The following is a 25,619-nucleotide window of genomic DNA, read 5'->3' on the forward strand; positions in this document are numbered from 1 at the left end:
AATCGGCCCATGTTCCACATCGTCCTGGTCGAACCCGAGATCCCACCCAACACGGGCAACGTGATCCGCCTTGCCGCTAACACCGGCTGCACCCTGCACCTGGTGGAGCCGCTGGGCTTTTCGATGGACGACCGCCTGTTGAAGCGCGCCGGCCTCGACTATCACGAGTACGCCGAGGTCCGGCGCCACGCGGACTGGGCGGCGCTGCTGGCCGTCGAGCAGCCCGCGCCGGACCGGCTGTTCGCGCTCACGACCAAGGGCACGCGCGGCGTGCACGACGTCGCCTTCCGCCCCGGCGACTGGCTGGTCTTCGGCTCCGAAACCCGTGGCCTGGCGCCCGGCTTGCGTGACGGCTTTCCGCCGGCACAGCGCCTGCGGCTGCCGATGCGCGACGGCCAGCGCAGCCTCAACCTGTCGAACGCCGTGGCGGTGACGGTCTTCGAGGCCTGGCGGCAGAACGGCTTCGGCTGAGCGCGCCCTTCAGCGGTACTGGCGCACCACCGATTCGGCGACGCAGGCCGGCTTGGCGGCGCCGTCGAGTTCGATCGTGACTTCCCAGACCATCTGCACCCCGTTGCCCTCGATCGGGTCGCACTTGAGCAGCTTCATGCGGCCGCGCAGGCGGCTGCCGACCGGCACGGGCGTCATGAAGCGCACTCGGTTGAGGCCGTAGTTGACGCCCATGCGCGACTCCGCCACCTCGAAGGTGCTTTCGTAGAAGCGCGGGACCAGCGACAAGGTGAGAAATCCGTGGGCGATGGGGGCGCCGAAGGGCCCGGCCTTGGCACGCTCCACGTCGACGTGAATCCACTGGTGGTCGCCCGTCGCGTCGGCGAACTTGTCGACCTGTTCCTGGGTGATGGTGATCCAGTCGCTGACGGCGACTTCCTGGCCGACGCATGCGGCGAGATCCTCGAGGGTCTGGAATGTCTTTTTCATGTGTCTCAATGTAGTGGCCGGCCCGCGGCGCGGCTGTAGCAGCCGGGACATCGTGACCCCGGGAAAACCTGCATCAGGCGTCAAGCCATTGCCGGATCGGCTCCCATTGCTCCAGGTCGCGCTGCACCCGGCCCGGCGCGATGTCGAACAGCGTCAGCCCGCGCGCGGCCAGTTGAACGTAGTTCTGCGTGTCCCGCAGTTCGCCCAGCACCGGCACGCCCAGCCCTGCCACGAACTCGCGCAGGCGCTCGGCCGCCAGCGTGCGCCCGTCGACGCGCATGCCGACCACGCCCACCTGCGTCTTGCCGACGTGGCGGTGGGCCAGCAGCTTGTCGAGGAAATCGCGCGTGGCGTAGATGTCGAAGATGCTGGGCTGCAGCGGCACGAGCACCTTGTCGGCCAGCGCCACCACATCCTTGAAGCGCGAGCCGTGCAGGCCGGCGGGGGTGTCGATCACGGCGTGCGTGGTGCCGCGCGGAGGCCGCACCACGGCCCCGTCTTCGGAGGCCTCCCAGGTCCTGATCTCGCGCGCGGCCGGCGATCGCAGGCCCAGCCACAGGCGGGAGGACTGCTGGCGATCGATGTCGCCCAGCATCACCGCATGGCCGCGGCTCGCGTAATAGCCCGCCACATTCGTCGCGAGCGTCGATTTGCCCACCCCACCCTTGGGATTGGCGACCAGGACCACCGGCATGAGAGGCTCCTTCCAGTCTGAAGAGACAGGCGCCATGGTAGCCAAGGTGCCAGTTGCGCTATGTTCGCGCACCATGATCACAACAACAGACTCGGGCGGCGCCAACCCAGGCGGCGGGATCTACCTGCTGGCGGCCCATCCCCACTGGCGCGACTCGCGCGTCAACTGGCAGCTGCTTCAGGCGGCGCGCGCCGTGCCGGGGGTCGACGTCAACGACCTCTACGGCAGCTACCCCGACTACGCGATCGACGTCCCGGCCGAGCAGGCGCGCCTGGCCCGCGCCGACCTGCTGGTGCTGCTGCACCCGATCCAGTGGTATTCGATGCCCCCGCTGCAGAAGCTCTGGCTCGACGAAGTGCTGAGCTACGGCTGGGCCTACGGCGGCGGTGGCACCGCCCTGCAGGGCAAGGATTGCTGGCTCGTCGCCACCACCGGCGGTCCCGAGGGCAGCTACCACCCGCAGAGCTACAACCGCTATTTCTTCGACGCCTTCCTGCCGCCCTACGAGCAAACCGCCGCGCTGTGCGGTATGCGCTTCCTGCCGCCGCTCGTCTTCCACGGCTCGCGCAGCGCCAGCCAGGAGGCGCTCGCCGCGCATGTCGACATGTTCAGCCAGCGCCTGGCGAGCTACCCGGACTGGCCGGAGATCGAAGACATGCCCGAGTGCGTCACCTGCGAGGTGCCGGCTGCCGACCGCCCGCAGGAACACGAGGAGGCCTGAGCATGGAACACGCACCGGGCTGGCTGACCAATTCGCTGATCTACCTGGGCGCCGCCGTGCTGGTGGTGCCGCTGTCCAAGGCGCTGGGCCTCGGGTCCATCATCGGCTACTTGGCCGCGGGCATCGTCATCGGGCCCTGGGGGCTGGGGCTGGTGAGCAACGTCGAGGACATCCTGCACTTCGCCGAATTCGGCGTGGTGCTGATGCTGTTCCTGGTCGGGCTGGAGCTCGAGCCCAAGCGGCTCTGGAACCTCCGACGGCCCATCTTCGGCTGGGGCACGGCGCAGGTCGTGGCCTGCGCCGCCGTGCTCTTCGTCGCCGGCTGGGCCGGTGGCGCGAACTGGCGCGTGGCGCTGGTCGCGGCGCTGGGGCTGGCGCTGTCGTCCACCGCGATCGCACTGCAGGTGCTGGGCGAGCGCAACCTGCTGCCCACGCCCAGTGGCCAGGCCGGGTTCTCGATCCTGCTGTTCCAGGACGTGGCGGCGATCCCCATCCTCGCGCTGCTGCCGCTGCTGGCCACCGGGCACGAAACGGGGGCGGTGGTCGACGGCGGCAGCCGGGCGATCGAAGCCTTGAAGATCGTCGGGGTGATCGCCGGCATCGTGCTGGGCGGCCGGCTGGTGCTGCGGCCGCTGTTGCGCTGGATTGCCCGCAGCGACACGCCCGAGATCTTCACCGCCGCCTCGCTGCTGCTGGTGGTGGCCATCGCCGCGCTGATGCAGTTCGTCGGCCTGTCGATGGCGCTGGGCGCCTTCCTCGCCGGCGTGCTGCTGGCCGAGAGCGAGTACCGGCGCGAGCTCGAAACCGACATCGAGCCCTTCAAGGGGCTGCTGCTGGGCCTGTTCTTCATCGCCGTGGGCATGAGCATCGACTTCGGCGTGCTGCTGGCCAACCCCGGGCTCATGGCGCTGGTGGTGGCCGGCTTCATGGTGCTGAAGGCCGCGGTGATCTACTCGCTCGCCAAGCTGATGGGCCTGCCCTACCAGCAGCGGCCGGTGTTCACCCTGCTGCTGGCCCAGGGCGGCGAGTTCGCCTTCGTCGTGTTCCAAGCCGCCGGGCCGCAGGTGCTGCCGCCGGGCGTGGCATCGTTCCTGGTCGGTGCCGTGGCGCTGTCGATGCTGCTGTCGCCCCTGGTCCTGGTGGTGCTCGACAAGTGGGTGCTGCCGCGCTACGACGCTTGCGGCCCCGTCACGATGGAAGAGATTTCGGAGCAGCAGGACGCCAAGGTGCTGATCTGCGGCTTCGGCCGCTACGGCCAGATCATGGGCCGGATGCTCAGCGCGCAGGGCCTGAAGCTCACCGTGCTCGACCACGACCCGGAAACCATCGAGAGCCTGCGCGAGTTCGGCTTTCGGGTGTACTACGGCGACGCGACGCGGCTGGATTTGCTGCGCACCGCCGGCGCGGCAACGGCCAAGGTGCTGGTGGTGGCGGTGGACGACGTCGAACAGTCGCTCACCATCGTCGACATCGCACGCGAACACTTCCCCAACGCCCGCATCGTGGCGCGGGCACGCAACGTGGGACATCTCTACCAGCTGCTGGACCGCGGCATCGAGGTGATCGAGCGCGAGGTGTTCGAGGCCTCGCTGCGCAGCGCCCGCGCCGTGCTGGAGGGCCTGGGCTGGCCGGCCTACGAGGCGCGCGAGGCGGCGATGCGCTTCCGCCGGCGCAACATCGAGCTCATGCACGAGCTCTATCCGCACTACAAGGACCGGGCGAAGCTGATCGCGGCGTCCAGGGAGGGCCGCCAGCAGTTCCAGGAGCAGATCGCGCGCGAGCGTGAAGAGCGGCGGCAGCGGGCCGGGCGCGACTGGTATCCGGGCGACGAGGCCGAAGAACCCAGGCCCTGAACCGCCTTCTGCAGGCTACTGCCCCATCGGCTTCGGCGCGCCGTTGATGCCCCACGGCACGCCGTAGCGGTCGGTCACCATGCCGAACTGCTCGGCCCAGAAGGTCTCGCCCATCGGCATCTGCACCTGCCCGCCTTCGGCCAGCGCGGCGAACACGCGCTGCGCCTCGGCGTTCTCGTTGAAGCTGAGCGCAAGCATCACGCCCTGGATGCCTTTGTACGGAATGCCGGGCGGCGTGTCGCCGGCCATCAGGGCGAAGCCTTCGTGCACCAGGTAGGCATGCATGATGCGGTCGGCATGGCTGGCCGGCGGCGGCTCGCCGCCGGGCACCTGGCCGTAGGTGATCAGGGCCTCGAGCTTGGCGCCGAGCACTTCGGCGTAGAACTTCATCGCTTCGGCGCACTTGCCGTCGAAGGAAAGATAGGCGTTGAGCTGGGTCATGGAGATAAGCCTTTCGGAGCGGAAGGAACGGGGCTGCCAAGGTGGCAGCAGCGCATTGTCTTCCTCTGCGGGGCTCAGGCCTCCAGCTTCAGCAGCCGCACCGCGTTGCCCTTGAGGATGCCGGGCATGACCTCGGGCTTGAAGCCGGCTTCCTCGAAGTCCTTCATCCAGCGGTCGGGCGTGATCAGCGGATAGTCGCTGCCGAACAGGATGCGGTCTTTCAGCAGCGTGTTGGCGTACTGCACGAGCTGCTTCGGAAAGTACTTGGGGCTCCAGCCCGACAGGTCGATCCAGACGTTCGGCTTGTGCGTGGCGACGCTCAGCGCCTCGTCCTGCCAGGGAAAGCTCGGGTGCGCCATGACGATCTGCATGTCGGGGAAGTCGATCGCCACGTCGTCCAGGTGCATCGGGTTGCTGTATTCCAGCCGTAGGCCGCCGCCGCAGCGCATGCCCGAGCCGATGCCGCTGTGGCCGGTGTGGAACACGGCCGGCAGCGCGTATTCGGCGATCACTTCGTAGATCGGCCAGGCCATGCGGTCGTAGGGGTGGTAGCCCTGCACCGTCGGGTGGAACTTGAAGCCCTTGACGCCGTGCTCCTCGATCAGCCGCCGCGCCTCGCGCGCACCCATCTTTCCCTTGTGCGGATCGATGCTGGCGAAGGCGATCATGATGTCGCTGTTGTTGCGCGCCGCCTCGGCGATCTCCTCGTTGGGGATGCGGCGGCGGCCCAGGTTCGACTCCGCGTCGACCATGAACATCACCAGGCCGATCTTGCGTTCGCGGTAGTAGTCGATGCTTTCCTGGATGCTCGGGCGCCGGCTCGAGCGGAAGTACTTGTCGGCCGCGCGGTCGTATTCCTCGCCGTAGTTGTCGAACGGGTTCCAGCAGCTCACCTCGGCATGGGTGTGGGTGTCGATCGCGATCAGGTTGCGGTGGTCCATGAACTTGTCTCCAGGCGATGTATGAACTAAGGGTAAATCCCGGGGAAGAGGGTGTCGACTCGGCTTGAATTGATTATTTTCTATAACCATAATCGATTCATACCCCGGAGCGCAACCATGAACACCACGACCGACCTTCAACTCGAGCTGCGCGACGAGATCGCCATCATCCGCCTGGCACGCGCCGCCAAGCGCAACGCGCTGTCGGATTCGCTCATCCTGGCCCTGCGCGACACCTTCCAGAACCTGCCTTCGACCGTGCGCGCGGCGGTCATCGACGGCGAGGGCCCGCACTTCTGCGCCGGCCTCGACCTGTCTGAACTGAAAGAGCGCGATGCCGGCCAGGGCCTGCAGCATTCGCGCCTCTGGCATGCCGCGCTCGACGCGCTGCAGAGCGGCCCGGTGCCCGTGATCGCGGCATTGCACGGCGCTGTGGTGGGTGGCGGCCTGGAGTTGGCGAGCGCATGCCACATCCGCGTGGCCGACAGCACTACCTTCTACGCCTTGCCCGAAGGCTCGCGCGGCATCTTCGTCGGCGGCGGCGGCTCGGTGCGCATTCCCAAGCTGATCGGCACGGCCCGCATGATGGACATGATGATGACCGGCCGCGTCTACGACGCCCAGGAGGGCGAGCGCGCCGGCTTCGCGCAGTACCTGGTGGACGAAGGCACCGCCTTCGACAAGGCGCTCGAGCTGGCGAAGAAGGTCGCCGGGAACGCACCGCTCACCAACTACGCGCTGATGCACGCCCTGCCGCGCATCAGCGAGCAGCCGGCCGACCACGGCTTCTTCACCGAGGCCCTGATCTCCGGCATCGTGCAGAGTGCGCCCGAGGCGAAGGAGCGCGTGCGCGCCTTCCTCGAAGGCCGCGCGAACAAGGTGGGCAAGGAATGACCTCCATCCGCTACCGGCCGCTGGCCTTCGGCGTCACGCGCGCCGTGCTGAGCGAAGGCGCGCCCGGCGTGCGCTACCTGCGCGCCGAGGCCGAACTCGCGCCCTACGCCGGCCGCATGTCCGACCGGCTGCGCCACTGGGCCGAGGCCGCGCCCGAGCGCACCTTCATCGCCCGCCGCGAGAAGCTGCCCGACGGCCGCACCGGCGACTGGATCCGCGTCAGCTACGCCGAAGCGCACCAGAAGGCACGCAGCATCGCCCAGGCACTGCTGGGCCGCGGACTGGGCCCCGATCGCCCCGTTGCGATCCTCAGCGAGAACGGCATCGAGCACGCCCTGCTCGCGCTGGGCTGCCTCTACGCCGGCGTGCCCTATTGCCCCGTCTCGCCGCCCTACTCGCTGGTGAGCCAGGACTTCGACAAGCTGCGCCACGTGCTGACCACGCTCACGCCCGGCTTGGTCTTCGCCGCCGATGCCGCCCGCTTCGCCCGCGCCATCACCACCGCGGTGCCGGCGGCCATCGAGCTGGTGCTGGCCGAAGGCCGGATCGAGGGCCGCCCCTCGACATCCTTCGCAGAGCTCGCCTCCACTCCGGCCACCCCCGCCGTCGATGCCGCCATCGGAGCCACCGGCCCCGACACCATCACCAAGTTCCTCTTCACCTCCGGCTCGACCAAGATGCCCAAGGCGGTGATCAACACCCACCGCATGTGGTGCGCCAACCAGCAGCAGCTGCGGCAGTCGATCCCCGCGCTGGGCGAGGAGCCGCCGGTGCTGGTCGACTGGCTGCCGTGGAACCACACCTTCGGCGGCAACCACAACGTGGGCATCGTGCTGGACAACGGTGGCACGCTCTACATCGACGACGGCAAGCCGACGCCCGCCGGCATGGCCGAGACCCTGCGCAACCTGCGCGAGGTCGCGCCCACCATCTACTTCAACGTGCCCACCGGCTTCGAGGCCATCGCCCATGCGATGGAAAGCGACGCGGTGCTGCGCCGCAACCTGTTGTCGCGCGTGAAGATGTTCTTCTACTCGGGCGCCGCGCTCGCGCAACCCATCTGGGACAGCCTGCACCGCACGCAGGAGGCCGAGGTCGGCGAGCGCATCGTCATGGGCACCGGCCTGGGCATGACCGAATCCGGACCCTTCGCGCTCTACATCACGGGCCCCGAGGTGAAGTCCGGCGACCTGGGCCTGCCCGCGCCGGGCATCGAGCTCAAGCTGGTCGACGTCGACGGAAAGACCGAGGTGCGCTACCGCGGCCCCAACATCACGCCGGGCTATTGGCGCTCGCCCGAAGCCACGGCCGAGGCCTTCGACGAAGAAGGTTTCTTCAGCACCGGCGACGCGGTGAAGTGGATAGACGATGACGACATCCACCGTGGCCTGCGCTTCGACGGCCGCATCGCGGAAGACTTCAAGCTCGCCACCGGCACCTTCGTCAGTGTCGGCCCGCTGCGCGCGAAGATCATCGCGGCCGGCGCGCCCTACGTGCAGGACGCGGTGCTCACCGGACTCAACCTCAAGGAAGTCGGCGCGCTGATCTTCACGACGCCGAAGGTGCGCGAACTCGCCGGCCTGCCTGCCGATGCGCCGATGCGCGACGTGGTCGAAAGCGCGCCCGTGCAGGCGCATTTCCAGCGCGTGGTGAACGAGCTGGCCAAGGCCGCCACCGGCAGCGCCAACCGCATCGCCCGCCTGCACCTGGAGCACGAAGCGCCCTCCATCGATCGCGGCGAGGTCACCGACAAAGGCTCGATCAACCAGCGCGCCGTGCTCAAGCACCGCGCCGACACGGTGGACGCGCTGCATGCCGACACCCTGCCCCTCACACTGAAGCCGCAAGGAGACTGACCATGAAGATCGAAGGACAAGCCGCCCTGGTGACCGGCGGCGCATCGGGCCTGGGTGAAGCCACCGCGCGCGAGCTGGCGCGCCTGGGCGCCAAGGTGGCGATCCTGGACTTGAACGCCGCGTTGGCAGAAAAGGTCGCAGCCGAGATCGGTGCCGAATTCGGCAACGGCCGCGCCGTGGCCTGCACCTGCAACATCACCGACACCGACAGCGTGAACGCCGCGCTCGACAAGGCCGCGGCCGCCCACGGCCCGGCCCGCATCCTGATGAACGTGGCCGGCATCGGAAGCGCCAAGCGTATCGTCGGCAAGGACGGCAGCCCCGCGCCGCTCGAAGATTTCGTGCGCGTGGTCAGCGTCAACCTGATCGGCGCCTACAACATCAGCCGCCTGTACGCGGCGCAATGCGCGAAGCTCGATCCGCTGGAAGGCGGCGAGCGCGGCGTGATGCTGTTCACCGCGTCGGTCGCGGCCTTCGACGGGCAGGTGGGCCAGCAGGCCTACAGCGCCTCCAAGGGCGGCCTGGTCGGCATGACGCTGCCGATGGCGCGCGACCTCGCGCAGCACGGCATCCGCGTCTGCACCATCGCGCCGGGCCTGTTCGCCACGCCGCTGCTCAAGGAGCTGCCCGAGCCGGTGCAGCAATCGCTGGCCGCGTCCATCCCCTTCCCGCCGCGCCTGGGCCATCCCTCCGAATTCGGCGAGCTGGCCTGCCACATCGTGACCAACGGCCACCTCAACGGCGAGGTGATCCGCCTCGACGGTGCCTTGCGCATGGCGCCGCGCTGATCCACCGCATCGATCCGACGAGATTCCCGCCCGCCCCTTGAAGGAGACAACACCGTGCAACATCGCCGCCACTTCCTGAACACCCTCGGCAGCGCCGCCGCCCTCGGCGCCCTCTCGCCGCTCACGGCCCTGGCCCAGGCGCTGGACCAGGTGAAGATCATGTACGGCTTCCCGGCCGGCAGCGCCGGCGACAGCGTGGCCCGCCGCGTGGCCGAGAAGCTGGGCGGCACGGCCTACAGCAAGAACCCCGGATTCGTCGAGAACAAGCCCGGCGCGGGCGGCCGCATCGCGGTCGAGACGCTGAAGAACTCGCCGGCCGACGGCTCCGTGCTCACGCTGGCACCGGTGTCGGCGCTGGCGGTGTACCCGTACATCTATCCCAAGCTCGCCTACAAGCCGGAAGACGTCACGCAGGTCTCGATCGGCGCCATCATGTTCCACGGCCTGGCGGTCGGTCCGTCGGTACCGGCCGAGGTGAAGACGCTCAAGGACTTCCTGGCCTGGGCCAAGGCCAACCCGGCGCAGGCCAGCTACGGCTCGCCCGGCGCGGGATCGATGCCGCACCTGCTGGGCGCGCTGCTGGGCCTGCGCGCAGGCGTCGACCTCAAGCACGTGCCCTACCGCGGCACGGTGCCCAGCATCACCGACCTGGTGGGCGGGCAGATCGCCGCCGCCATGAACCCGAGCGGCGACTACCTGCAGTACATGAAGGCCGGCCGCGTGCGCGTGCTCGCCACCTCCGGCCGCAAGCGCTCGCCCTACCTGCCCGACGTGCCCACCTTCATCGAACTGGGCTACCCGGACGTGACATCGGAAGAGTGGTTCGGCTTCTACGCGCCCGCCAAGACGCCCGCCGCCACCGTCACCTCTGCGAGTGCCGCGATCAACGCGGCGCTCAAGGACAAGACGGTCATCGACGCGCTGGCCCTGGTCGGGCTGGTGGCCAACGGCAGCACGCCGCAGGAAATGGCGGCTGACCAGAAGGCCGAGTACGAGCGCTGGGGCCCGCTGGTCAAGCAAATCGGCTTCACGGCAGAGTCCTGAACATGACCGCGCGTCTTGGCATGCTGGCGCTGGCCGCCGCGCTGACAGCCTGCGGCGGCACGGGCCCCGGCTCGCAGGGGCCGCGGCTGTCCGCTGCGAAACCCGGCGCACTGCAATCGTGTACCGACCTCGCAGCGAAGGCGGCGCAGCCCGGCACGGTCTACACCAGTGCCATCGAGGTGCCTGCCGGCCCGGTCACGGTCGGCAATGCCAACGTGCAGGCGCCTGCCCACTGCCTGGTGCAAGGCCGCATGAACGAACGCACGAGCCCGGTCGACGGCCAGCGCTACGCCATCGGTTTCGAGATGCGCCTGCCGAAGGATTGGAACGGCCGCTTCTTCCACCAGGTCAACGGCGGCCTCGACGGTGCCGTGGTGCCGGCCATGGGCGGCATCGGCGGCGGCGGGCCTGCGAGCACGGCGCTGCAGAAGGGCTTCGCAGTGATCAGCTCCGATGCCGGCCATGCCGGATCGATGGGCCCGCGCTTCGGCCTCGATCCGCAGGCGCGCTCCGACTACGGCTACAACGCGGTCGCGCAACTCACGCCGATGGCGAAGAACCTCATCGCGCAGGCCTACGGCCGCGGGCCCGATCGCTCGTACATCGGTGGCTGCTCCAACGGCGGCCGGCATGCGATGGTGGCGGCCTCCCGCTCGGCCGCGCAGTACGACGGCATCGTGGCCGGCAACCCGGGCTTCCAGCTGCCGAAGGCGGCGGTCGCCCAGCTCTACGGCGCCCAGCAATACGCGAAGGCGGCCAACGCGAAGACGCCTTCCGGCGACCCCGACCTGCAGAGCGCCTTCACCCCCATCGAGCTGCAGTTGGTGTCGCGCGCCGTGCTGGCGCGCTGCGACGCGCTCGACGGCCTGGCCGACGGCATCGTTTCCGACGTCAAGGCATGCCAGGCGCGCTTCAAGCTCGACACCGACGTGCCGACCTGCACCGGCGCGCGCGACGGCACCTGCCTCTCGCCTGCGCAGAAGAGCGCGCTCGCCAACGTCCACGCAGGTGCGCGCGACAGCGCCGGCCGCGCGATCTACAGCACCTTCCCCTTCGACGCCGGCATCGCCGGCGGCAACTGGCGCGAATGGAAATTCGCCTACCCCGCCGCGCGCGACGCCGGCGCGGTCGGCTTCATCTTCAGCACGCCGCCGCTGGCCGACCGCCCCGGCGGCCTGCCCTTCGCGCTGGGCTTCGACATGGACCGCGACGCCCCGCGCATCACGGCCACCGATGGCCCCTTCCGCGAATCGGCGATGGACTTCATGGCGCCGCCGGCCGCCGACAGGCTGGACACGCTGCGTGCGCGCGGCGCGAAGATGATCGTCTACCACGGCACCAGCGACCCGGTGTTCTCGTCCGACGACACCGCCGCCTGGTACGACCGCCTGCAGGCCCACCACGGTGGCGATGCCGCCGCCTTCGCGCGCTACTTTCCGGTGCCGGGCATGAACCACTGTTCCGGCGGGCCGGCCACCGACCAGTTCGACATGCTCGATGCGCTGGTCGACTGGGTCGAGCAGGGCCGCGCGCCGCAGTCCGTCACCGCCGCCGCACGCGGCCCGGGCGCCACCGTGGTCAATGCGGAGGTGCCTTCCACCTGGGCGCCGCGCCGCACGCGTCCGTTGTGCCCGTATCCGCGCGTCGCCAGCTACACCGGCGGCGATCCCGAAAGCGCCACCAGCTTCGCCTGCCGATGAACTACCAGCCACGCCCCGACGACGTCCGCTTGTTGCTCGACACCGTGCTCGGCGCCGCACCGCGCCTACGCGCGCTCGCCCCCTTCGCCGAGTTCGACGAGACCTTGCAGGCCCAGGTGCTCGACGAAGCCGGCCGCTTCGTGGCCGAGGTGGTCGCGCCGCTCAACCGCGCGGGCGACGAGATCGGCTGCCGCTTCGAAGGTGGTGCGGTGACGACGCCGCCCGGCTTCCGCGAGGCCTACCGCGGCCTGGCCGACGGCGGCTGGCTCGCGCTGTCGGCCGCGTCCGAGCACGGCGGGCAGGCGCTTCCGGCCGTGCTCGAAGCCGTCCTCTTCGAATGGCTGAACGCGGCCAACCACGGCTTCACGATGGCGCCCGCCCTGCTGCACGGCGCCTACGAATGCCTGCGGCACCACGGCAGCCCCGACCTGCACGAACGCTATCTGTCGAAGATCGCCAGCGGCGAATCGCTGGCCACCATGTGCCTGACCGAAGCCCATGCCGGCAGCGACCTGGGCCAGGTGCGCACCCGCGCCGTGCCGCATCCGGACGGCAGCGTCCGCGTAAGCGGCGGCAAGATCTTCATTTCCGGCGGCGAGCACGACCTGACGCCGAACATCGTCCACCTGGTGCTGTGCCGACTGCCCGAAGCGCCCCCTGGGCCCAAGGGACTCTCACTGGCGCTGGTGCCCAAGCTGCTGCCCGACGGCGCGCGCAACGCAGCGCACTGCGAACGCATCGAGGAAAAGATGGGCCTGCACGGCAGCCCAACCTGCGTGATGCGCTTCGACGAGGCCACCGGCTGGCTGGTCGGCGAACCGCACCGCGGCCTGGCCGCGATGTTCGTGATGATGAACGCGGCGCGCCTGCACGTGGCGCTGCAGGCCATCGGCCTGCTCGATGCGGCGTGGCAGAAGGCCGATGCCTATGCGGCGGAGCGGCGGCAGATGCGCGCGCCGGGCCCTGCGCCGGCCAGCCGCGGCGCGGAGGCGGCCGACCTGATCGGCGAGCACCCGGCCATCCGCCGCATCCTGCAGACGCAGCGCGCCTGGATCGACGGCATGCGCCTGCTGGCCTACCGCAGCGCATTGCAGCTCGACGTGGCGCGCCACGACGCTGACCCGGCCCGCCGCCAGCGCGCCGAGCGCTGGTGCGCGCTGGTCACGCCCGTGCTGAAGGCCGCCTGCACCCAGCAGGCCTTCGACGGCGCCAGTGCCTGCCTGCAGGTCTTCGGGGGCCATGGCTACGTGCGCGAATGGGGCATCGAGCAGGTGGTGCGCGACGCCCGCATCACCATGATCTACGAGGGCACCAACGAGATCCAGGCCATCGACCTGGTGCAGCGCAAGCTGCTGCCCGACGGCGGCGCCGGCATGGCCGCCGTGCTGATCGAGCTTCGCGACGAACTCGACGCCTCGCGCGAACAGGACGCCGACGTGCAGCGCCGCTTCGCCCAGTTGCGCTACCTCGGCACCACGCTCCTGCAGGCGGCGCAGCGCGACCCGTCCCTGCCGTTCGAGGTGGCAGACGACTACCTGCGCACGGTGGCGCTGGCCATGCTGGCCTGGAGCTGGGCCCGCATCGCGCAGACCGCGCCCGACGATGCACGCTGGCGCGCACCGGCCGCGGCCTTCCAGCGCTTCGTGCTGCCCGAATTCGAGATGCGGCTGGGCATGGTCAAGCGTGCCTGCGATGCGGTGCTGGTGCCACCGCCGGCCGCGTCGGCAGAGGCCAATTAAAGGACATGCACCGATGCTGCTGCCACGCAAAGGCAGGTAGGCTTCGGCCATGACTGGCACGCGCAAAAAAGCCGCCTCCGCGGTCTCCGTCCATCCGGCCCGCACCGAGCGGCTCGACACGCGCGTGCTCGAATCGCTGGTCGGCTACAACGCGCGCCGCGCCTGGCTCACGGTGAGCATGGTGTTCGCCGAACGCATGGCGGCCTACGGGCTCAAGCAGGTCGACTTCTCGGTGCTCTCGCTGTTGAGGCACAACCCCGGCGCCACCTCGCGCCAGCTCTGCGCCACGCTCGACATCCTGCCGCCGAACCTGGTGAGCCTGGTTTCGGCCATGGACAGCCGCGGGCTCATCGAGCGTCGCCCGCATCCCTACGACGGCCGCGCGATCGGGCTCTACCTGACGCAGTCGGGCGAGGCGCTGGTCCGGGAGGCGGAACGCACGGTGGTGGACCTGGAGAACGAAGCCAGCGAGCGCCTGACCACGCGCGAGCGCGAGACGCTGATCAAACTGCTGCAGAAGATCTATCTGTAGGGTCCAGCCCCGGCCCGCTCACCAGAACTTCCACCACGGTGCCGACGCGGAGGAGCGTGCGGGTGGCAGCGGTTGCAGGCCGGTGTCGCGAATGCGGCGGCGCTGTTCGGCTTCGAGCGCCTGCGCCATCCGATGCGCCAGCTGGTCGCCCTGCATGGCGCGGATGCGCCACTCTGCAGCAAGCGTTTGCAGCTCGGAATCCTCGAGCTTGGCAGGCGTCGTCGACGTTTCGGACATGGGCAAATTCTGCACACGCCGTCGAGGGCCGGCAATCGTAGTGCTTTGCATTACAAAACGACCCAAGGCCATCTCGCGCGGACCGATTTCAACCTGCGAATCCGTCCCAACTGAGCTTGAGTCCGGTCAACAGCATGCCGAGGTATACGAAGCGGTAGAACCACACCGGATCGATGCGTCGCGCGATGTAGATGCCCAGCCACACACCGAGCGGCGCGATCGGCAGCAGCACCAGAGAGGTCGCCATGTTGCGCCAGTCCAGCAACCCGAGCCACGCGTACGGCAGCCACTTGCTCAGGTTCACCACGAAGAAGAAATAGGCCAGCGTCGCGGTATAGACCACGGGCGTGAGCCGCAACGGAATCACGTAGGCGTTGACCGGTGGCCCGCCCGCATGCGCGATGAAACTGGTGAAGCCGCCGATGGTAGTAAGTACCGCGCCCGTTGCTTTGGAAGGCGGTGCGGCGTCGGCACGCGGCGGGAACAACAAGCGCTGCGCCAGAAACAGCAGCGTGAAGACGCCCGTGATGCCGGCCACCTGGTGCGCGGGCAGCACGCGGAACAGCACCGCGCCGACCACCGTGCCCACCAGGCCGAAAGGAATCAGGAACCAGAGCAGCGATCGATCGAAATCGCGGCGAAAGGCGGCCAGGCCCAGCAGGTCCATCAGCAGCAGCACCGGCATGAGCATCGCCGCCGCCTGCGGCACGGTCACGGCCAGCGCCAGCATCGGCACGGCCAGCGAACCGAAGCCGGCGCCGAAGCCGCTCTTGCTGACGCCGAGCATGAGCACGGCGGGAATGGCGACGGCATAGAAGTGCCAGTCGCTGATGATGGGGAGAGCCATGGGGGATGCGAGAAGAAGCCCGCTGCTGCCGCGTCGGTGGCAGCCGGTCGGGCCGCCGAGCGTAGCAGGAAGCGTGCGTCCCCGTGGCGCCCGGTCAATCCGGCGGCAGGCAGTTGGCGGACGTCCAGCCGTAGAGCCATTCGAGCGCGTCGTAGAAGCGCTCCTGCGGCCGCCCCTGCCACAGCTGGTTGCGCACCAGGCGTTCCACGCCCTTGGCGTGGTAGAGCCGCCCCATCTCGCGGGCCGACAGCACCACGCGCGCCGTGCGCGCCAAGCGCGCGCGCTCGTACAGCGCCAGGGCGCGCGGCCAGTCGCCGGCCTCGCGCCGCAATGCGAGCGCGAGCGTCACGGCGTCTTCGCAGGCCATGCAGGCGCCCTGCGCCAGGTACTGCACCATCGGATGCGCGGCATCGCCCAGCAAGGTCGCGCGGCCGAAACTCCAGCGCTCGATCGGGTCGCGGTCGGCCGTCGAGTAGCGCTTCCAGGCCTTCGGGATGCGCAGGATCTGCTGCACCGCGTCGCAGGTGGCGCGAAAGTAGCGCTGCACCTCGGCCGGGTCGCCGTCCATCGAGCCCCACTCCTCGGGCTTGTCGCTGTGAAAGGTGACGGCCAGGTTGAACTTGTCGCCGCCCTTCAGCGGGTAGTGCACCAAGTGGCAGTTGGGCCCGACCCAGATGCAGGGCGCGGTGTAGCGCAGCGCCTCGGGGAAGTCGGCCGTGTCGATCACGGCGCGGAACACCACGTGGCCCGACACGCGAATGCCGTCGCCCACGTACTGCTGCCGCAGCGCCGAGCGCACGCCGTCGCAGCCGATCACGGCCTGGCCTTCGTGACGGCCGCCCTCGGCATCGATCAACGTCACGCCCTCTTCGTCCTGGTCGACGTGAACGATCTTGGTCGAGGTGATGAACTCGATGCCCTCGGCGGTGGCCTGCACGCCCTCGAGCAGCGCACCATGGATGTCCGCGCGGTGGATCACGGCGTACGGGTTGCCGAAGCGCTCCCGGAAGCGCGCGTCGAGCGCGATGGCGGCCACGCGCTTCGCATCGATCGCGTCGAACATCACCATCTCGTCGGTGTACACCGCGCGGGCCCGCAGGTTCGCGCCCACGCCCAATGCGTCGCAGGCCGCGAAGGCGTTGGGGCTCAGCTGGATGCCGGCGCCGATCTCGCCGATCTGCGCCGACTGCTCGATCACCTTCACGCGGTAGCCCTCGCGCACGAGCGCGAGCGCGGCCGCCAACCCGCCGATGCCGCCGCCGGCCACCAGCACGGGGCGGGGGTCCATGGGCCTATTCATGGCAACCCGAAGAGCGTGCGCGCGTTGTCGCGCCCGATCTTGCGCCGGTCGTTCTCGCTGATCTCGCAGTGGTCGAACCAGCGCGCGGCGTCCTCGTGCTTCTCGAAGGGATAGTCCACCGAGTACATGATGCGGTCGCTCCCCATCTCGAGCAGCGTCGACAGCAGCGTCGGCGTGCGGAAGTTGCCGCTGGTGGTGATGTGCACGTTGCTGCGCAGGTAGTCGCCGATCTCGCGTTCGCAGGGCATGCCGCGGCGGCCCTTGCGCAGGATGTGGTCCACGCGCCAGATGTTGAAGGGAATGCCTTCGCCGAAATGGCCCAGGATCATCTGCAGCGCCGGATGCCGGTCGAACAGACCGGAGGACATGAGCCGCAGCGCATGGATGCTGGTCTCGACCGCGAAGGCCCAGGTCGGCCCGGTCAGCCAGTGCGCGCCGTCATAGATCGGCTCGCGCGCCGGCAGCGGGTCGCGCGGGTGCATGTAGAAGGGCTTGCCCAGCGCGGCGGCCGCGGCCCAGAAGTCCGCGTACTGCGGCGCGTCGTAGTACGCCACCGTGCGCTCGTCGCCCACCTGAGAAAACCCGTTGACCAGGAAGCCATGGAAGCCCAGTTCGGCCACGCAGCGCTCCAGCTCGCGCGCCGCGGCCGCCGGGTCTTGCATGGGCAGCGCGGCGAAGCCACCGAAGCGCTGTGGCCGCCGCGCGACCTGTTCGGCCAGCACGTCGTTGGCGCGGCGCGCCACCTCGATGGCGCGTGCGGTGTCGGCGATGCCCTGAACGGCCGGCGAGTTGAGCGAGAGGATCGAGTACGCGGTGCCCCAGGCATCCATCTGCTCGATGCGCTGCTGTTCGAAGTCCATCAGCTTGCTGCGGAGCCCCTGCCAGACTTCGGGCCGCGCATACACCTGCGAATCGCCGATCGTCAGGTCGATGGCGAAATGCTCCTCGAGAGCGATCTTGTCTTTCATGCCTTCTTCACTCCGTCATTCCGGCTTGATGTTGAGCTTGTCGAGCACCGCTTGCCAGGTCTTGCGGTCGTCGGCGATGTAGCGGGCCAGTTGCTCGGGTGTGCCGGGCCGCGGGTAGGTGCCCAGCTCGCGCGACTTGGCGACTACGTCGGGCAGCAGCAATGCCTCGTTCATGTCCTTGTTGAGCCGCGCGAGGATTTGCGGGTCCACGCCCTTCTTCGCGATCACCGCGAACCAGCCGTGCGCCACCGCGCCGGGCACCGTCGCACTGGCCAGCGGAAAGGATTCGAGCCCGGGCTCGATGCGGTCGCCCATGCTCGCGAGGATGCGCATCTTGCCGGCCTGCACGTTGCCCGCCAGCACGTTGTAGGTCTCGACCATCATCTGCGTCTGGCCACCCAGCGTGGCCTGCATCGCCTGCGCGCCACCTGGGTAATGCACTTCCAGGAACTGCGCGCCCGACTGCAGCCCCAGCAGCGCCGACGCCAGGTGCGGCGCGGTGCCGCGGCCGTTGTCGGCCACCTCGACGCCGCCCGGCTTGGCCTTGGCGACGGCGATGAACTCGGCCAGCGTCTTGTGCGGCGAATCGCCAGGCACCGCGAGCATGAAGGGCGCCACCGCCGCCAGCGTGACCGGCACGAAGTCGCGGTTGAAGTCGTAGCTCACGCCCTTGATCGTGCTCGGCGCGACCGAGATCGCCGAGCCCTGCACGAAGCCGAAGGTGGCACCGTCCGCCGGCGCGGCCAGGATGGTGTTCATGCCGATCACGCCGCTGCCGCCGGGCTTGTTGTCGACCACCACGCTCTGGCCCCACTTCTCGCCGAGCCTCACACCCACATGGCGGATCAGCACGTCAGGCGCCGAGCCGGCCGGGAACGGCACGACGAAGCGCACCGGCTGCGCGGGCCATTTGGGCGATGCGCCCTGCGCCATCGCCGCGGCCGGCAACAACGAAGAAAAAAGCAGCGCGAACATGGCGCGCCGAGAACGAAGCAGCTTCACGGATGGGCTCCTATTTACTTGATTGTTCAAGCAATCGGCGCGACTTTATACTTGAACTTTCAAGCAGTTATCCATGGAAACCCTGCCCCCCGACCACGACCTGGAGAAGGCCATCCCCTTCCTGCTGGCGCGCGCCGGCGCGCGAATGGGCAACGCCTTCGCCAAGGCGCTCAAGCCCTATGGCCTGAGCCTCGTCGAATGGCGCGTGTGCGCCTCGCTGCAGCACTCGCCGAACCAGACGCTGTCCGAACTGGCCGTGCATTCCTCGAACGACCTGTCCGCGCTCTCGCGCATCGTCGACCGGCTGGCGGGCAACGGACTCGTGGCGCGTGAGCGCTGCGGAACGGACGGTCGCGCGATCCGCCTCGCGTTGACCCCGATGGCCCTGGAGCTGACGAACGAGATCATTCCTCTGGCCAAGCACTACGAGGACACCGCCTTGTCGGACTTCAGCGCGAGCGAAGTGGGCCTGCTGCGCGCGATGCTGCTGCGCATCTACGCCAACGCGGAGCCGTTGGCGTAGCGCCGAGGCCTTCAGCCTTTCACGCAAATGAAGCACTTCGACGACCACGCCACGCGCACAGCACTGGATTTCACGCGCCTCATCGCCGCTCTGCGCGCCGCCTTCGCCGCAGACGCCCAGGTGCCGTCACGCCACGTGCACGCCATCGAGGCTGGTGCGGACCGCGGCACCGTGCTGATCATGCCGGCCTGGAGCGCAGCCGGCTTCCTCGGCATCAAGACGATCAACATCTTCCCCGGCAACGGCGCACGCGGGCTGCCCGGCCTCCACGCGACCTACGTGCTGTACGACGCGCACACCGGCGTGCCGCTCGCGATGATGGACGGCAACGAGATCACCGCGCACCGCACCGCAGCCGCGTCGGCGTTGGGTTCGTCCTTCCTGGCTCGGCAGGATGCGCGGCGCCTGCTGGTGCTGGGCACCGGCCGTGTGGCACGGCTGCTGCCGGCCGCGCACGTGCAGGTGCGGGCGATCGATGAAGTGCGAATCTGGAACCACCGGCCGGAAGGTGCCGAGGCGTTGGCGGCGCAGTGGCGCAGCGAAGGCTGGAACGCGCAGGCGGCACCCGACCTGGAGACGGCGGCGCGAGAGGCCGACGTGATCAGCTGCGCCACGCTCGCCACCGCACCGCTCATTCGCGGCGAATGGCTGGCGGCGGGCTCGCACCTGGACCTGATCGGCAGCTTCACGCCGCAGATGCGCGAGGCCGACCCGGCCTGCTTTGCCGGCGCGAGCACCTTCGTCGACACCGACGAGGCACCGACGAAGGCCGGGGATCTGCTCGACGCCATCGCGGCCGGCACGCTCTCAACGGCGTCGATCGAGGCCACGCTGGCCGACCTGTGCCGAGCCCGCCACGCAGGCCGTGCCGACGCGCAAGAGCGCACGGTCTTCAAGGCCGTCGGCAGCGCGCTCGAAGACCTCGCGGCCGCCACGCTGGTGTGGCAGGCCGCGCATCCGTAGTCACTCGAACGTTCAGTCCAGCGAGACGTTCGCCTTCTTGATCACCTCGCCGAAGCGCTGGGTCTCGCTCTTCACGAACTGTGCGAACTGGTCGCGCGTGGTCGGGAAGGGCTCGTAGCCGAAGCTCTTGAACTTCTCCTGCACGTCGGCTTCGGCCAGGCCCTTCTCGACGTCGCGCTTGATCTTCTCGGTGACCGCCGCCGGCAGGCCTTGCGGCACGGCGATGGCGTTCCAGCCGGTCACTTCGAAGCCCTTGGGCCCGCCCGATTCGGCCACCGTGGGCACGTCGGGGAAGGCCGCCACGCGCTGCGGCGCCGCCACGGCCAGGAACTTGAGCTTGCCCGCGCGGTACAGCGGCCCGGCGGTGGCGCTGGTGCCCAGCGCGAAGGCCAGTTCACCGGTCGACACCGAGGTGTAGAGCTGCGTGGTCTCCTTGTAGATCACGTGTTCCATCTGCGTGCCGGTGGCCGACTCGAACAGTTCCGAGCCCAGGTGCACCGGGTTGCCGATGGACCAGGAGCCGTAGTTGAGCTTGCCCGGGTTGGCCTTGGCGTCGGCGATCAGGTCGCCCACGCTCTTGTACTTGCTGTTGCTCGGCACCGTGAAGAAGAAGTAGGTCTTGAACAGCGGCAGCAGCGTGTCGAAGTCCTTGGCCGGGTCGTAGGGCAGCTTCTTGAACAGCGACGGGTAGGCCGCGAGGTGCACGTTGTCGAGGATGAGCAGGTCGTGCCCGTCCTTCGCGCCGCGCTTCCAGGCATCGATGGCGATGAAGCCGTTGCCGCCCGGGCGGTTTTCGACCACCACAGGTTGGCCCCAGGCGCGCGAGAGCTTGTCGGCGACCAGGCGCGCGACACCGTCGGGGCCGCCGCCCACCGGGAAGGGCGTGATGATCCGCACCGGCTTGGTCGGGAAGGACTGTGCGCTCGCAGTGGCCGGCAGCAGGCCGCCGGCGGCCAGTGCGAGGGCCAGCGCCGTCAGGCTGCGGCGCGACATGATGGACTTGTGAAACATGCAGGGTCTCCGGTGTTGAAATGGGGTTGTCATTCGACGGTGGCGCCCGAGACCTTGACGATCTCGGCCCACTTGGCGTTTTCCTTCGCGATCAGCGCCGCGTACTCGGCCGGGCCGCCGAGCAGCGGCACCGCGCCTTCCACGTCCAGCCGCGACTGGAATTCCGCGCTGGCCGCCACCTGCAGCATCTGCGCCGCGAGTGCCTTCACGAAAGGATCGGGCGTGCCGCGCGGCGCGAGGATGCCGTAGGTCAGCGTGCTCTCGAAGCCGGCCAGCGCACGCACGCCGGATTCGGCCACGGTGGGCACGTCGGGCAGCGAGGGCAGCCGCTTGTCGCCGGTGACGGCGAGCGCGCGCAGCTTGCCGCCCTTCACCAGCGCCAGCGCGGGCGGGATCACGCTGAACATCATGTGCACCTGCCCGCCCGCCACGTCGGTGAGCGCGGGGTTGGTGCCCTTGTAGGGGATGTGATTGATCTGGGTGCCGGTGCGCTGCTCGAACAGCTCGCCGGTCAGGTGGCCGCCCGTGCCGCTGCCGCTGGAGGCGAAGTCGAGCTTGCCCGGCTGCGTCTTCGCGTCGGCCACCAGTTCGGCGACGGTGCGGATCTTCGACGAAGCCGGCACCACCAGCACCAGCGCCGACGAGGCGAACATCGCCACCGGCTGCAGGTCCTTGCGGGCGTCGAACTTCAGGCCCTTGTACAACGCCGGGTTGATCGACACGGTGCCGGTGTGGCCCAGCAGCAGCGTGCTGCCGTCGGGCGTGCTGCGCACGACCTGCTCGCTGCCCAGGTTGCCGCCGGCGCCGGGCTTGTTCTCCACGATCACCGGCTGCCGGCGCAGCTCGCCCAGGCTCTTGGCCATCTGGCGGGCGAACACGTCGTTGCCTCCGCCGGGCGCGAAGGGCACGACGATGCGGATCGGCTTCGCGTCGGGCTGCGCGCGCGCAGCCAGGCTCGCTGCTGCCAGTGCGCCCAGCAGCAGCCCGCGTCGGGCGAGGGCCATCAGACCCTTTCGAGAATGACCGCGATGCCCTGGCCCACGCCGATGCACATGGTGCACAGCGCGTAGCGGCCGCCGCCCTTGTGCAGCTGGTTGACCGCGGTGGTCGCCAGGCGCGCGCCGCTGGCGCCCAGCGGATGGCCCAGCGCGATCGCGCCGCCGTTGATGTTGACGCGGGCGTCGTCGTCCTTCAGGCCCAGCAGGCGCAGCACGGCCAGGCCTTGCGCGGCGAAGGCCTCGTTGAGTTCGATCACGTCGAGCTGGTCGAGCGTGAGGCCCGTGAGCTTCAGCACCTTCTCGGTGGCCGGCGCCGGGCCGATGCCCATCACGCGCGGCGGCACGCCGGCCGTGGCCATGCCGACCACGCGGGCGCGCGGCGTCAGGCCGTACTTGGCGGCGCTGGCTTCGTCGGCCAGTAGCAGCGCGCAGGCCCCGTCGTTCACGCCGCTGGCGTTGCCGGCGGTCACGGTGCCGTCGGGCCGCACCACGCCCTTGAGCTTGGCCAGCGACTCGAGACTGGTGTCGCGCGGATGCTCGTCCTTGTTCACCACGATCGCATCGCCCTTCTTCTGCGGCACGTGCACGGGCACGATCTCGCTGTCGAAGAAGCCCGACTTCTGCGCCGCCACCGCGCGCTGCTGCGAAGCCAGCGCCATGCGGTCCTGCGCTTCGCGCTCGATCTTGTAGTCGGTGGCCACGTTCTCGGCCGTCTCGGGCATCGAATCGACGCCGTACTGCGCCTTCATGAGCTTGTTGACGAAGCGCCAGCCGATGGTGGTGTCGTACACGTTGTTGGCGCGGCTGAAGGCGCTCTCGGCCTTGGGCATGACGAAGGGCGCGCGGCTCATGCTTTCGACGCCGCCGGCGATCATCAGGCCCGCCTCGCCGGCCTTGATGGCGCGCGCGGCGCTGCCCACGGCGTCCAGCCCCGAGCCGCACAGGCGGTTGATGGTGCCGCCGCCCAGCTCCAGCGGCAGGCCGGCCAGCAGGGCCGACATGCGCGCGACGTTGCGGTTGTCTTCGCCGGCCTGGTTGGCGCAGCCGTAGAGCACGTCGGTCACGGCCTGCCAGTCGACTTCCTTGTTGCGCTCCATCAGCGCCTTGAGCGGCACGGCGCCCAAGTCGTCGGCACGCACGCTGGAAAGAGCACCGCCGTAGCGGCCGAAGGGGGTGCGAACGGCGTCGCAGATGAAGGCTTGGTTGGTCATGCGTGTCTCTCTGGATGTGGAAATGTCAGGCGGCAAAATCAGGCAGCGATGGGCAGGCCCACCAGCTTTTCGAGTTCGGCGCGCTCCAGGCCCTCGACCTTGTCGATGAGCTTGAGGCCCGAAGGCGTGCACTCGAGGGTGGCGAGGTCGGAGTACACGCGCTTGACACAGCCGATGCCGGTCAGCGGGTAGGTGCACTGCTCGACGATCTTGCTCTCGCCCTTCTTGGTGAGCAAGTCCATCATCACCCAGGTCTGCTTGGCGCCGATGGCCAGGTCCATCGCACCGCCGACGGCGGGGATGGCGCCCTGTTCGCCGGTGCTCCAGTTGGCCAGGTCGCCGCTGGCCGAAACCTGGAAGGCCCCCAGCACGCAGATGTCGAGATGGCCGCCGCGCATCATGGCGAAGCTGTCGGCATGGTGGAAGTAGGCACCGCCCGGCAGCAGCGTGACGGGCTGCTTGCCCGCGTTGATCAAGTCGTAGTCTTCCTGGCCGGCGGCCGGCGCGGCGCCCATGCCGAGGATGCCGTTCTCGCTGTGCAGGATGACTTCGCGGCCGGCCGGCAGGTGGTTGGCCACCAACGTGGGTTGGCCGATGCCCAGGTTGACGACGGCGCCGTCGAAGATGTCTTGCGCGACGCGGGCGGCGAGCTGGTCCTTGGTGCGGCGTTGGTAGTTGCTCATGGTCATGCTGCCTTCTTGAAGCCGCCGGCCTGGGTGGCGACGCGGTCGATCTTGACGATGTTCTTGACGAAGATGCCGGGGGTGACGATGGTCTCGGGGTCCATCGCGCCCAGTTCGACGATCTCGTGCACAGTGGCGATGGTGCGGTCCGACGCCATGGCCATCACCGGGCCGAAGTTGCGGGCGGCCTTGCGGTAGGTGAGGTTGCCCCAGCGGTCGCCGGCCTCGGCCTTGATGAGTGCCACGTCGCCGCGGATCGGGTATTCGAGCACGTACTGCTTGCCGTCGATGTCGCGCGTTTCGCGTTCGCCGGCCAACTGGGTGCCGAAGCCGGTCGGGCAGAAGAAGGCACCGACGCCGGCGCCGGCGGCGCGGATGCGCTCGGCCAGGTTGCCCTGGGGCACGAGCTCGAGTTCGAGCTTGCCGGTGCGGTAGAGCTCGTCGAAGACGTAGCTGTCGGCCTGGCGCGGGAAGCTGCAGATGATCTTGCGCACACGGCCTGCCTTGAGCAGCGCGGCCAGGCCGGTGTCGCCGTTGCCGGCGTTGTTGTTGACGACGGTGAGGTCCTTGGCGCCCTGTTCGATCAGGCCGTCGATGAGCTCGTTGGGAATGCCGGCCGTGCCGAAGCCGCCGATGAGTACCGTGGCGCCGTCCTGGATGCCTGCCATGGCATCGGCGATCGAGCGCGCGATCTTGTCGATCATAAAAATTTGTCTCCGGGGTAAGGGAAAAGCCGAAGGCCTCGGCTTCAGGCTGGGATCACAATGTCTGCAAACTGTTCGTATAGCGAACATGTGTTCGTATAATGAATTTTAGGCAGAATCGATTCCCATGGCAACCCTCGACGCGCAACGCGATCTTCCAACGCCCGGCGACAGCTACGTGCAGTCCTTCGCGCGCGGGCTCCAGGTCATCCGTTCGTTCAGCGAAAAGGCGCCCCGCCAGACCCTCAGCGAGGTCGCGGCCGCGACGGGCCTCACACGCGCAGGCGCGCGGCGCATCCTGCTGACGCTGCAGACCCTGGGCTACGTGGCCTCCGACGGCAAACTGTTCGCGCTGACGCCCCGCATCCTCGACCTGGGCTTCGCTTACCTGTCCTCGATGCCGATCTGGAACCGTGCCGAGCCGGTGATGGAAGCGCTGGTGCAACAGGTGCAGGAGTCGTGCTCGGCGGCGGTGCTCGACGGCACCGACATCGTCTACGTGCTGCGGGTGTCCACCCACAAGATCATGCGCATCAGCCTGGGCGTGGGCTCGCGCCTGCCGGCATGGTGCACGTCGATGGGCCGGCTGCTGCTGTCGGAACTGGACGAAGAGGCACTGCGCAAGCGGCTCGACGATTCGGGCATCGAAGCCCTCACGCGTCATACGCTGACCGACATCGACACCCTCGTCGCCAAGGTCCAGCAAGCGCGCCGCCAGCGCTGGTGCCTGGTGAACCAGGAGCTGGAAGAGGGCTTGATCTCCATCGCCGCACCGATCGTGGACCGCAGCGGACGCATGGTGGCTGCGCTCAACATCAGCGGGCAGGCCAATCGGACCAGTGCGAAGGTGATGCAGGACACGATGCTGCCGCCGTTGGTGGAGGCGGCGGACGAGATTTCGCGGATGCTTTGATGGTTGCGCGTTGGTGCCTTTGTTCTTTTGCGGAAGCGCGCTGGATCTTTTGCAAGGTTAAGCCTGTGGGCGCCGCCGAAGGCGGTCTGCGGCCCGGGCTCCTGCTGGGGCGGTCGG

The 25,619-nt window shown here is 69.0% G+C and carries 27 protein-coding genes; 13 read left to right on the forward strand and 14 right to left on the reverse strand.

Features of this window, described 5'->3' with window-relative positions:
- The first annotated feature begins 9 nt into the window (after window positions 1-9).
- Window positions 10-471 carry a tRNA (cytidine(34)-2'-O)-methyltransferase gene (locus B0W80_RS26340; protein ID WP_077002115.1) on the forward strand — a complete coding sequence of 154 codons (462 nt, stop codon included), beginning with the start codon at window positions 10-12 and terminating at the stop codon, window positions 469-471.
- A gap of 9 nt (window positions 472-480) precedes the next feature.
- On the opposite strand, the gene B0W80_RS26345 is transcribed toward B0W80_RS26340, so the two are convergent.
- Together B0W80_RS26345 and B0W80_RS26350 are read right to left on the reverse strand one after the other, a co-directional pair.
- Window positions 481-939 carry a MaoC family dehydratase gene (locus B0W80_RS26345; protein WP_077002116.1) on the reverse strand — a complete coding sequence of 153 codons (459 nt, stop codon included), beginning with the start codon at window positions 937-939 and terminating at the stop codon, window positions 481-483.
- Between the two features lie 73 nt (window positions 940-1,012).
- Complete coding sequence (locus B0W80_RS26350) at window positions 1,013-1,633, reverse strand: ParA family protein (protein WP_077002117.1); 621 nt, start codon at window positions 1,631-1,633, stop codon at window positions 1,013-1,015.
- A 73-nt stretch (window positions 1,634-1,706) separates the two neighbouring features.
- Between B0W80_RS26350 and B0W80_RS26355 the strand changes: the two genes are divergently transcribed.
- Together B0W80_RS26355 and kefC are read left to right on the forward strand one after the other, a co-directional pair.
- The gene (locus B0W80_RS26355; RefSeq protein WP_077002118.1) at window positions 1,707-2,354 is read left to right on the forward strand and encodes an NAD(P)H-dependent oxidoreductase; all 648 of its coding nucleotides are present in this window, start codon (window positions 1,707-1,709) and stop codon (window positions 2,352-2,354) included.
- Between the two features lie 2 nt (window positions 2,355-2,356).
- Entirely contained in the window at window positions 2,357-4,207 is a 1,851-nt protein-coding gene (kefC, locus tag B0W80_RS26360) for a glutathione-regulated potassium-efflux system protein KefC (protein ID WP_077002119.1), read from the forward strand.
- Between the two features lie 15 nt (window positions 4,208-4,222).
- Here the strand turns inward: kefC and B0W80_RS26365 are convergent, their stop codons facing one another.
- Both B0W80_RS26365 and B0W80_RS26370 read right to left on the reverse strand, forming a co-directional pair.
- Window positions 4,223-4,648 (reverse strand): VOC family protein, encoded by a 426-nt coding sequence (locus B0W80_RS26365; protein ID WP_077002120.1) that lies wholly within the window; start codon window positions 4,646-4,648, stop codon window positions 4,223-4,225.
- A 74-nt stretch (window positions 4,649-4,722) separates the two neighbouring features.
- Window positions 4,723-5,589: an amidohydrolase family protein gene (locus tag B0W80_RS26370; protein ID WP_077002121.1), complete on the reverse strand. Its 867-nt coding sequence runs from the start codon at window positions 5,587-5,589 to the stop codon at window positions 4,723-4,725.
- Window positions 5,590-5,706: 117 nt separating this feature from the next.
- Between B0W80_RS26370 and B0W80_RS26375 the strand changes: the two genes are divergently transcribed.
- The 7 genes from B0W80_RS26375 to B0W80_RS26405 are packed head-to-tail and all read left to right on the forward strand — an operon-like array spanning window position 5,707 to window position 14,142.
- Window positions 5,707-6,483, forward strand: coding sequence for a crotonase/enoyl-CoA hydratase family protein (locus B0W80_RS26375; protein ID WP_077002122.1), 777 nt, complete (start codon window positions 5,707-5,709; stop codon window positions 6,481-6,483).
- Window positions 6,480-8,339 carry a feruloyl-CoA synthase gene (locus B0W80_RS26380; protein ID WP_077002123.1) on the forward strand — a complete coding sequence of 620 codons (1,860 nt, stop codon included), beginning with the start codon at window positions 6,480-6,482 and terminating at the stop codon, window positions 8,337-8,339. Before B0W80_RS26375 ends, B0W80_RS26380 begins: the two co-directional genes overlap by 4 nt.
- Window positions 8,340-8,341: 2 nt before the next feature.
- Window positions 8,342-9,127, forward strand: coding sequence for an SDR family NAD(P)-dependent oxidoreductase (locus B0W80_RS26385; RefSeq protein WP_077002124.1), 786 nt, complete (start codon window positions 8,342-8,344; stop codon window positions 9,125-9,127).
- Window positions 9,128-9,181: 54 nt separating this feature from the next.
- Complete coding sequence (locus B0W80_RS26390; RefSeq protein ID WP_077002125.1) at window positions 9,182-10,171, forward strand: tripartite tricarboxylate transporter substrate-binding protein; 990 nt, start codon at window positions 9,182-9,184, stop codon at window positions 10,169-10,171.
- A gap of 2 nt (window positions 10,172-10,173) precedes the next feature.
- Window positions 10,174-11,871, forward strand: a complete 1,698-nt coding sequence (locus B0W80_RS26395; protein WP_077002126.1) for a tannase/feruloyl esterase family alpha/beta hydrolase — start codon at window positions 10,174-10,176, stop codon at window positions 11,869-11,871.
- Window positions 11,868-13,610, forward strand: coding sequence for an acyl-CoA dehydrogenase family protein (locus tag B0W80_RS26400; protein ID WP_077002127.1), 1,743 nt, complete (start codon window positions 11,868-11,870; stop codon window positions 13,608-13,610). The genes B0W80_RS26395 and B0W80_RS26400 overlap by 4 nt, the downstream gene beginning before the upstream one ends.
- Window positions 13,611-13,659: 49 nt before the next feature.
- A complete protein-coding gene (locus tag B0W80_RS26405; RefSeq protein WP_077002128.1) occupies window positions 13,660-14,142 on the forward strand; it encodes a MarR family winged helix-turn-helix transcriptional regulator in 483 nt (160 codons plus the stop codon).
- Between the two features lie 18 nt (window positions 14,143-14,160).
- Here the strand turns inward: B0W80_RS26405 and B0W80_RS26410 are convergent, their stop codons facing one another.
- The 5 genes from B0W80_RS26410 to B0W80_RS26430 all read right to left on the reverse strand — a co-directional run bounded on the left by B0W80_RS26410 (window position 14,161) and on the right by B0W80_RS26430 (window position 18,496).
- The gene (locus B0W80_RS26410; RefSeq protein WP_083745650.1) at window positions 14,161-14,379 is read right to left on the reverse strand and encodes a hypothetical protein; all 219 of its coding nucleotides are present in this window, start codon (window positions 14,377-14,379) and stop codon (window positions 14,161-14,163) included.
- Window positions 14,380-14,467: 88 nt separating this feature from the next.
- Window positions 14,468-15,226: a sulfite exporter TauE/SafE family protein gene (locus B0W80_RS26415; protein ID WP_077002129.1), complete on the reverse strand. Its 759-nt coding sequence runs from the start codon at window positions 15,224-15,226 to the stop codon at window positions 14,468-14,470.
- Between the two features lie 94 nt (window positions 15,227-15,320).
- A complete protein-coding gene (locus B0W80_RS26420; protein WP_077002130.1) occupies window positions 15,321-16,514 on the reverse strand; it encodes a 3-hydroxybenzoate 6-monooxygenase in 1,194 nt (397 codons plus the stop codon).
- 8 nt (window positions 16,515-16,522) lie between these two features.
- Window positions 16,523-17,494, reverse strand: coding sequence for an amidohydrolase family protein (locus tag B0W80_RS26425; RefSeq protein ID WP_077002131.1), 972 nt, complete (start codon window positions 17,492-17,494; stop codon window positions 16,523-16,525).
- 15 nt (window positions 17,495-17,509) lie between these two features.
- Window positions 17,510-18,496: a tripartite tricarboxylate transporter substrate binding protein gene (locus B0W80_RS26430; protein ID WP_143684793.1), complete on the reverse strand. Its 987-nt coding sequence runs from the start codon at window positions 18,494-18,496 to the stop codon at window positions 17,510-17,512.
- 73 nt (window positions 18,497-18,569) lie between these two features.
- Here B0W80_RS26430 and B0W80_RS26435 point away from each other — a divergent pair, with 73 nt between their 5' ends.
- Window positions 18,570-19,019 (forward strand): MarR family winged helix-turn-helix transcriptional regulator, encoded by a 450-nt coding sequence (locus tag B0W80_RS26435; RefSeq protein WP_077002133.1) that lies wholly within the window; start codon window positions 18,570-18,572, stop codon window positions 19,017-19,019.
- 27 nt (window positions 19,020-19,046) lie between these two features.
- The gene (locus B0W80_RS26440) at window positions 19,047-19,982 is read left to right on the forward strand and encodes an ornithine cyclodeaminase family protein (RefSeq protein WP_077002134.1); all 936 of its coding nucleotides are present in this window, start codon (window positions 19,047-19,049) and stop codon (window positions 19,980-19,982) included.
- A gap of 12 nt (window positions 19,983-19,994) precedes the next feature.
- On the opposite strand, the gene B0W80_RS26445 is transcribed toward B0W80_RS26440, so the two are convergent.
- The 5 genes from B0W80_RS26445 to B0W80_RS26465 are packed head-to-tail and all read right to left on the reverse strand — an operon-like array spanning window position 19,995 to window position 24,589.
- Complete coding sequence (locus tag B0W80_RS26445) at window positions 19,995-20,993, reverse strand: tripartite tricarboxylate transporter substrate binding protein (RefSeq protein ID WP_077002135.1); 999 nt, start codon at window positions 20,991-20,993, stop codon at window positions 19,995-19,997.
- Window positions 20,994-21,022: 29 nt separating this feature from the next.
- Entirely contained in the window at window positions 21,023-21,997 is a 975-nt protein-coding gene (locus tag B0W80_RS26450; protein ID WP_077002136.1) for a tripartite tricarboxylate transporter substrate binding protein, read from the reverse strand.
- Window positions 21,997-23,202 carry a 3-oxoadipyl-CoA thiolase gene (gene pcaF / locus B0W80_RS26455; protein ID WP_077002137.1) on the reverse strand — a complete coding sequence of 402 codons (1,206 nt, stop codon included), beginning with the start codon at window positions 23,200-23,202 and terminating at the stop codon, window positions 21,997-21,999. The genes B0W80_RS26450 and pcaF overlap by 1 nt, the downstream gene beginning before the upstream one ends.
- 38 nt (window positions 23,203-23,240) lie before the next feature.
- Window positions 23,241-23,885, reverse strand: a complete 645-nt coding sequence (locus B0W80_RS26460) for a 3-oxoacid CoA-transferase subunit B (protein ID WP_373039112.1) — start codon at window positions 23,883-23,885, stop codon at window positions 23,241-23,243.
- Between the two features lie 2 nt (window positions 23,886-23,887).
- Entirely contained in the window at window positions 23,888-24,589 is a 702-nt protein-coding gene (locus B0W80_RS26465; RefSeq protein ID WP_077002139.1) for a 3-oxoacid CoA-transferase subunit A, read from the reverse strand.
- A gap of 127 nt (window positions 24,590-24,716) precedes the next feature.
- On the opposite strand from B0W80_RS26465, the gene B0W80_RS26470 reads away from it, so the two are divergent.
- A complete protein-coding gene (locus B0W80_RS26470) occupies window positions 24,717-25,502 on the forward strand; it encodes an IclR family transcriptional regulator (protein ID WP_077002140.1) in 786 nt (261 codons plus the stop codon).
- Window positions 25,503-25,619 lie beyond the last annotated feature (117 nt).

It is taken from the genome of Variovorax sp. KK3 (assembly GCF_001984055.1).
Taxonomy (GTDB): domain Bacteria; phylum Pseudomonadota; class Gammaproteobacteria; order Burkholderiales; family Burkholderiaceae_C; genus Variovorax.

Excerpts from the sequence above, each read along its gene's own strand:
- B0W80_RS26340 (WP_077002115.1), top strand. The coding sequence starts at position 10 with ATGTTCCACATCGTCCTGGTCGAACCCGAGATCCCACCCAACACGGGC.
- B0W80_RS26345 (WP_077002116.1), bottom strand. The coding sequence starts at position 939 with ATGAAAAAGACATTCCAGACCCTCGAGGATCTCGCCGCATGCGTCGGC.
- B0W80_RS26350 (WP_077002117.1), bottom strand. The coding sequence starts at position 1,633 with ATGCCGGTGGTCCTGGTCGCCAATCCCAAGGGTGGGGTGGGCAAATCG.
- B0W80_RS26355 (WP_077002118.1), top strand. The coding sequence starts at position 1,707 with ATGATCACAACAACAGACTCGGGCGGCGCCAACCCAGGCGGCGGGATC.
- kefC (WP_077002119.1), top strand. The coding sequence starts at position 2,357 with ATGGAACACGCACCGGGCTGGCTGACCAATTCGCTGATCTACCTGGGC.
- B0W80_RS26365 (WP_077002120.1), bottom strand. The coding sequence starts at position 4,648 with ATGACCCAGCTCAACGCCTATCTTTCCTTCGACGGCAAGTGCGCCGAA.
- B0W80_RS26370 (WP_077002121.1), bottom strand. The coding sequence starts at position 5,589 with ATGGACCACCGCAACCTGATCGCGATCGACACCCACACCCATGCCGAG.
- B0W80_RS26375 (WP_077002122.1), top strand. The coding sequence starts at position 5,707 with ATGAACACCACGACCGACCTTCAACTCGAGCTGCGCGACGAGATCGCC.
- B0W80_RS26380 (WP_077002123.1), top strand. The coding sequence starts at position 6,480 with ATGACCTCCATCCGCTACCGGCCGCTGGCCTTCGGCGTCACGCGCGCC.
- B0W80_RS26385 (WP_077002124.1), top strand. The coding sequence starts at position 8,342 with ATGAAGATCGAAGGACAAGCCGCCCTGGTGACCGGCGGCGCATCGGGC.
- B0W80_RS26395 (WP_077002126.1), top strand. The coding sequence starts at position 10,174 with ATGACCGCGCGTCTTGGCATGCTGGCGCTGGCCGCCGCGCTGACAGCC.
- B0W80_RS26400 (WP_077002127.1), top strand. The coding sequence starts at position 11,868 with ATGAACTACCAGCCACGCCCCGACGACGTCCGCTTGTTGCTCGACACC.
- B0W80_RS26405 (WP_077002128.1), top strand. The coding sequence starts at position 13,660 with ATGACTGGCACGCGCAAAAAAGCCGCCTCCGCGGTCTCCGTCCATCCG.
- B0W80_RS26410 (WP_083745650.1), bottom strand. The coding sequence starts at position 14,379 with ATGTCCGAAACGTCGACGACGCCTGCCAAGCTCGAGGATTCCGAGCTG.
- B0W80_RS26415 (WP_077002129.1), bottom strand. The coding sequence starts at position 15,226 with ATGGCTCTCCCCATCATCAGCGACTGGCACTTCTATGCCGTCGCCATT.
- B0W80_RS26420 (WP_077002130.1), bottom strand. The coding sequence starts at position 16,514 with ATGGACCCCCGCCCCGTGCTGGTGGCCGGCGGCGGCATCGGCGGGTTG.
- B0W80_RS26425 (WP_077002131.1), bottom strand. The coding sequence starts at position 17,494 with ATGAAAGACAAGATCGCTCTCGAGGAGCATTTCGCCATCGACCTGACG.
- B0W80_RS26435 (WP_077002133.1), top strand. The coding sequence starts at position 18,570 with ATGGAAACCCTGCCCCCCGACCACGACCTGGAGAAGGCCATCCCCTTC.
- B0W80_RS26440 (WP_077002134.1), top strand. The coding sequence starts at position 19,047 with ATGAAGCACTTCGACGACCACGCCACGCGCACAGCACTGGATTTCACG.
- B0W80_RS26445 (WP_077002135.1), bottom strand. The coding sequence starts at position 20,993 with ATGTTTCACAAGTCCATCATGTCGCGCCGCAGCCTGACGGCGCTGGCC.
- B0W80_RS26450 (WP_077002136.1), bottom strand. The coding sequence starts at position 21,997 with ATGGCCCTCGCCCGACGCGGGCTGCTGCTGGGCGCACTGGCAGCAGCG.
- pcaF (WP_077002137.1), bottom strand. The coding sequence starts at position 23,202 with ATGACCAACCAAGCCTTCATCTGCGACGCCGTTCGCACCCCCTTCGGC.
- B0W80_RS26460 (WP_373039112.1), bottom strand. The coding sequence starts at position 23,885 with ATGAGCAACTACCAACGCCGCACCAAGGACCAGCTCGCCGCCCGCGTC.
- B0W80_RS26465 (WP_077002139.1), bottom strand. The coding sequence starts at position 24,589 with ATGATCGACAAGATCGCGCGCTCGATCGCCGATGCCATGGCAGGCATC.
- B0W80_RS26470 (WP_077002140.1), top strand. The coding sequence starts at position 24,717 with ATGGCAACCCTCGACGCGCAACGCGATCTTCCAACGCCCGGCGACAGC.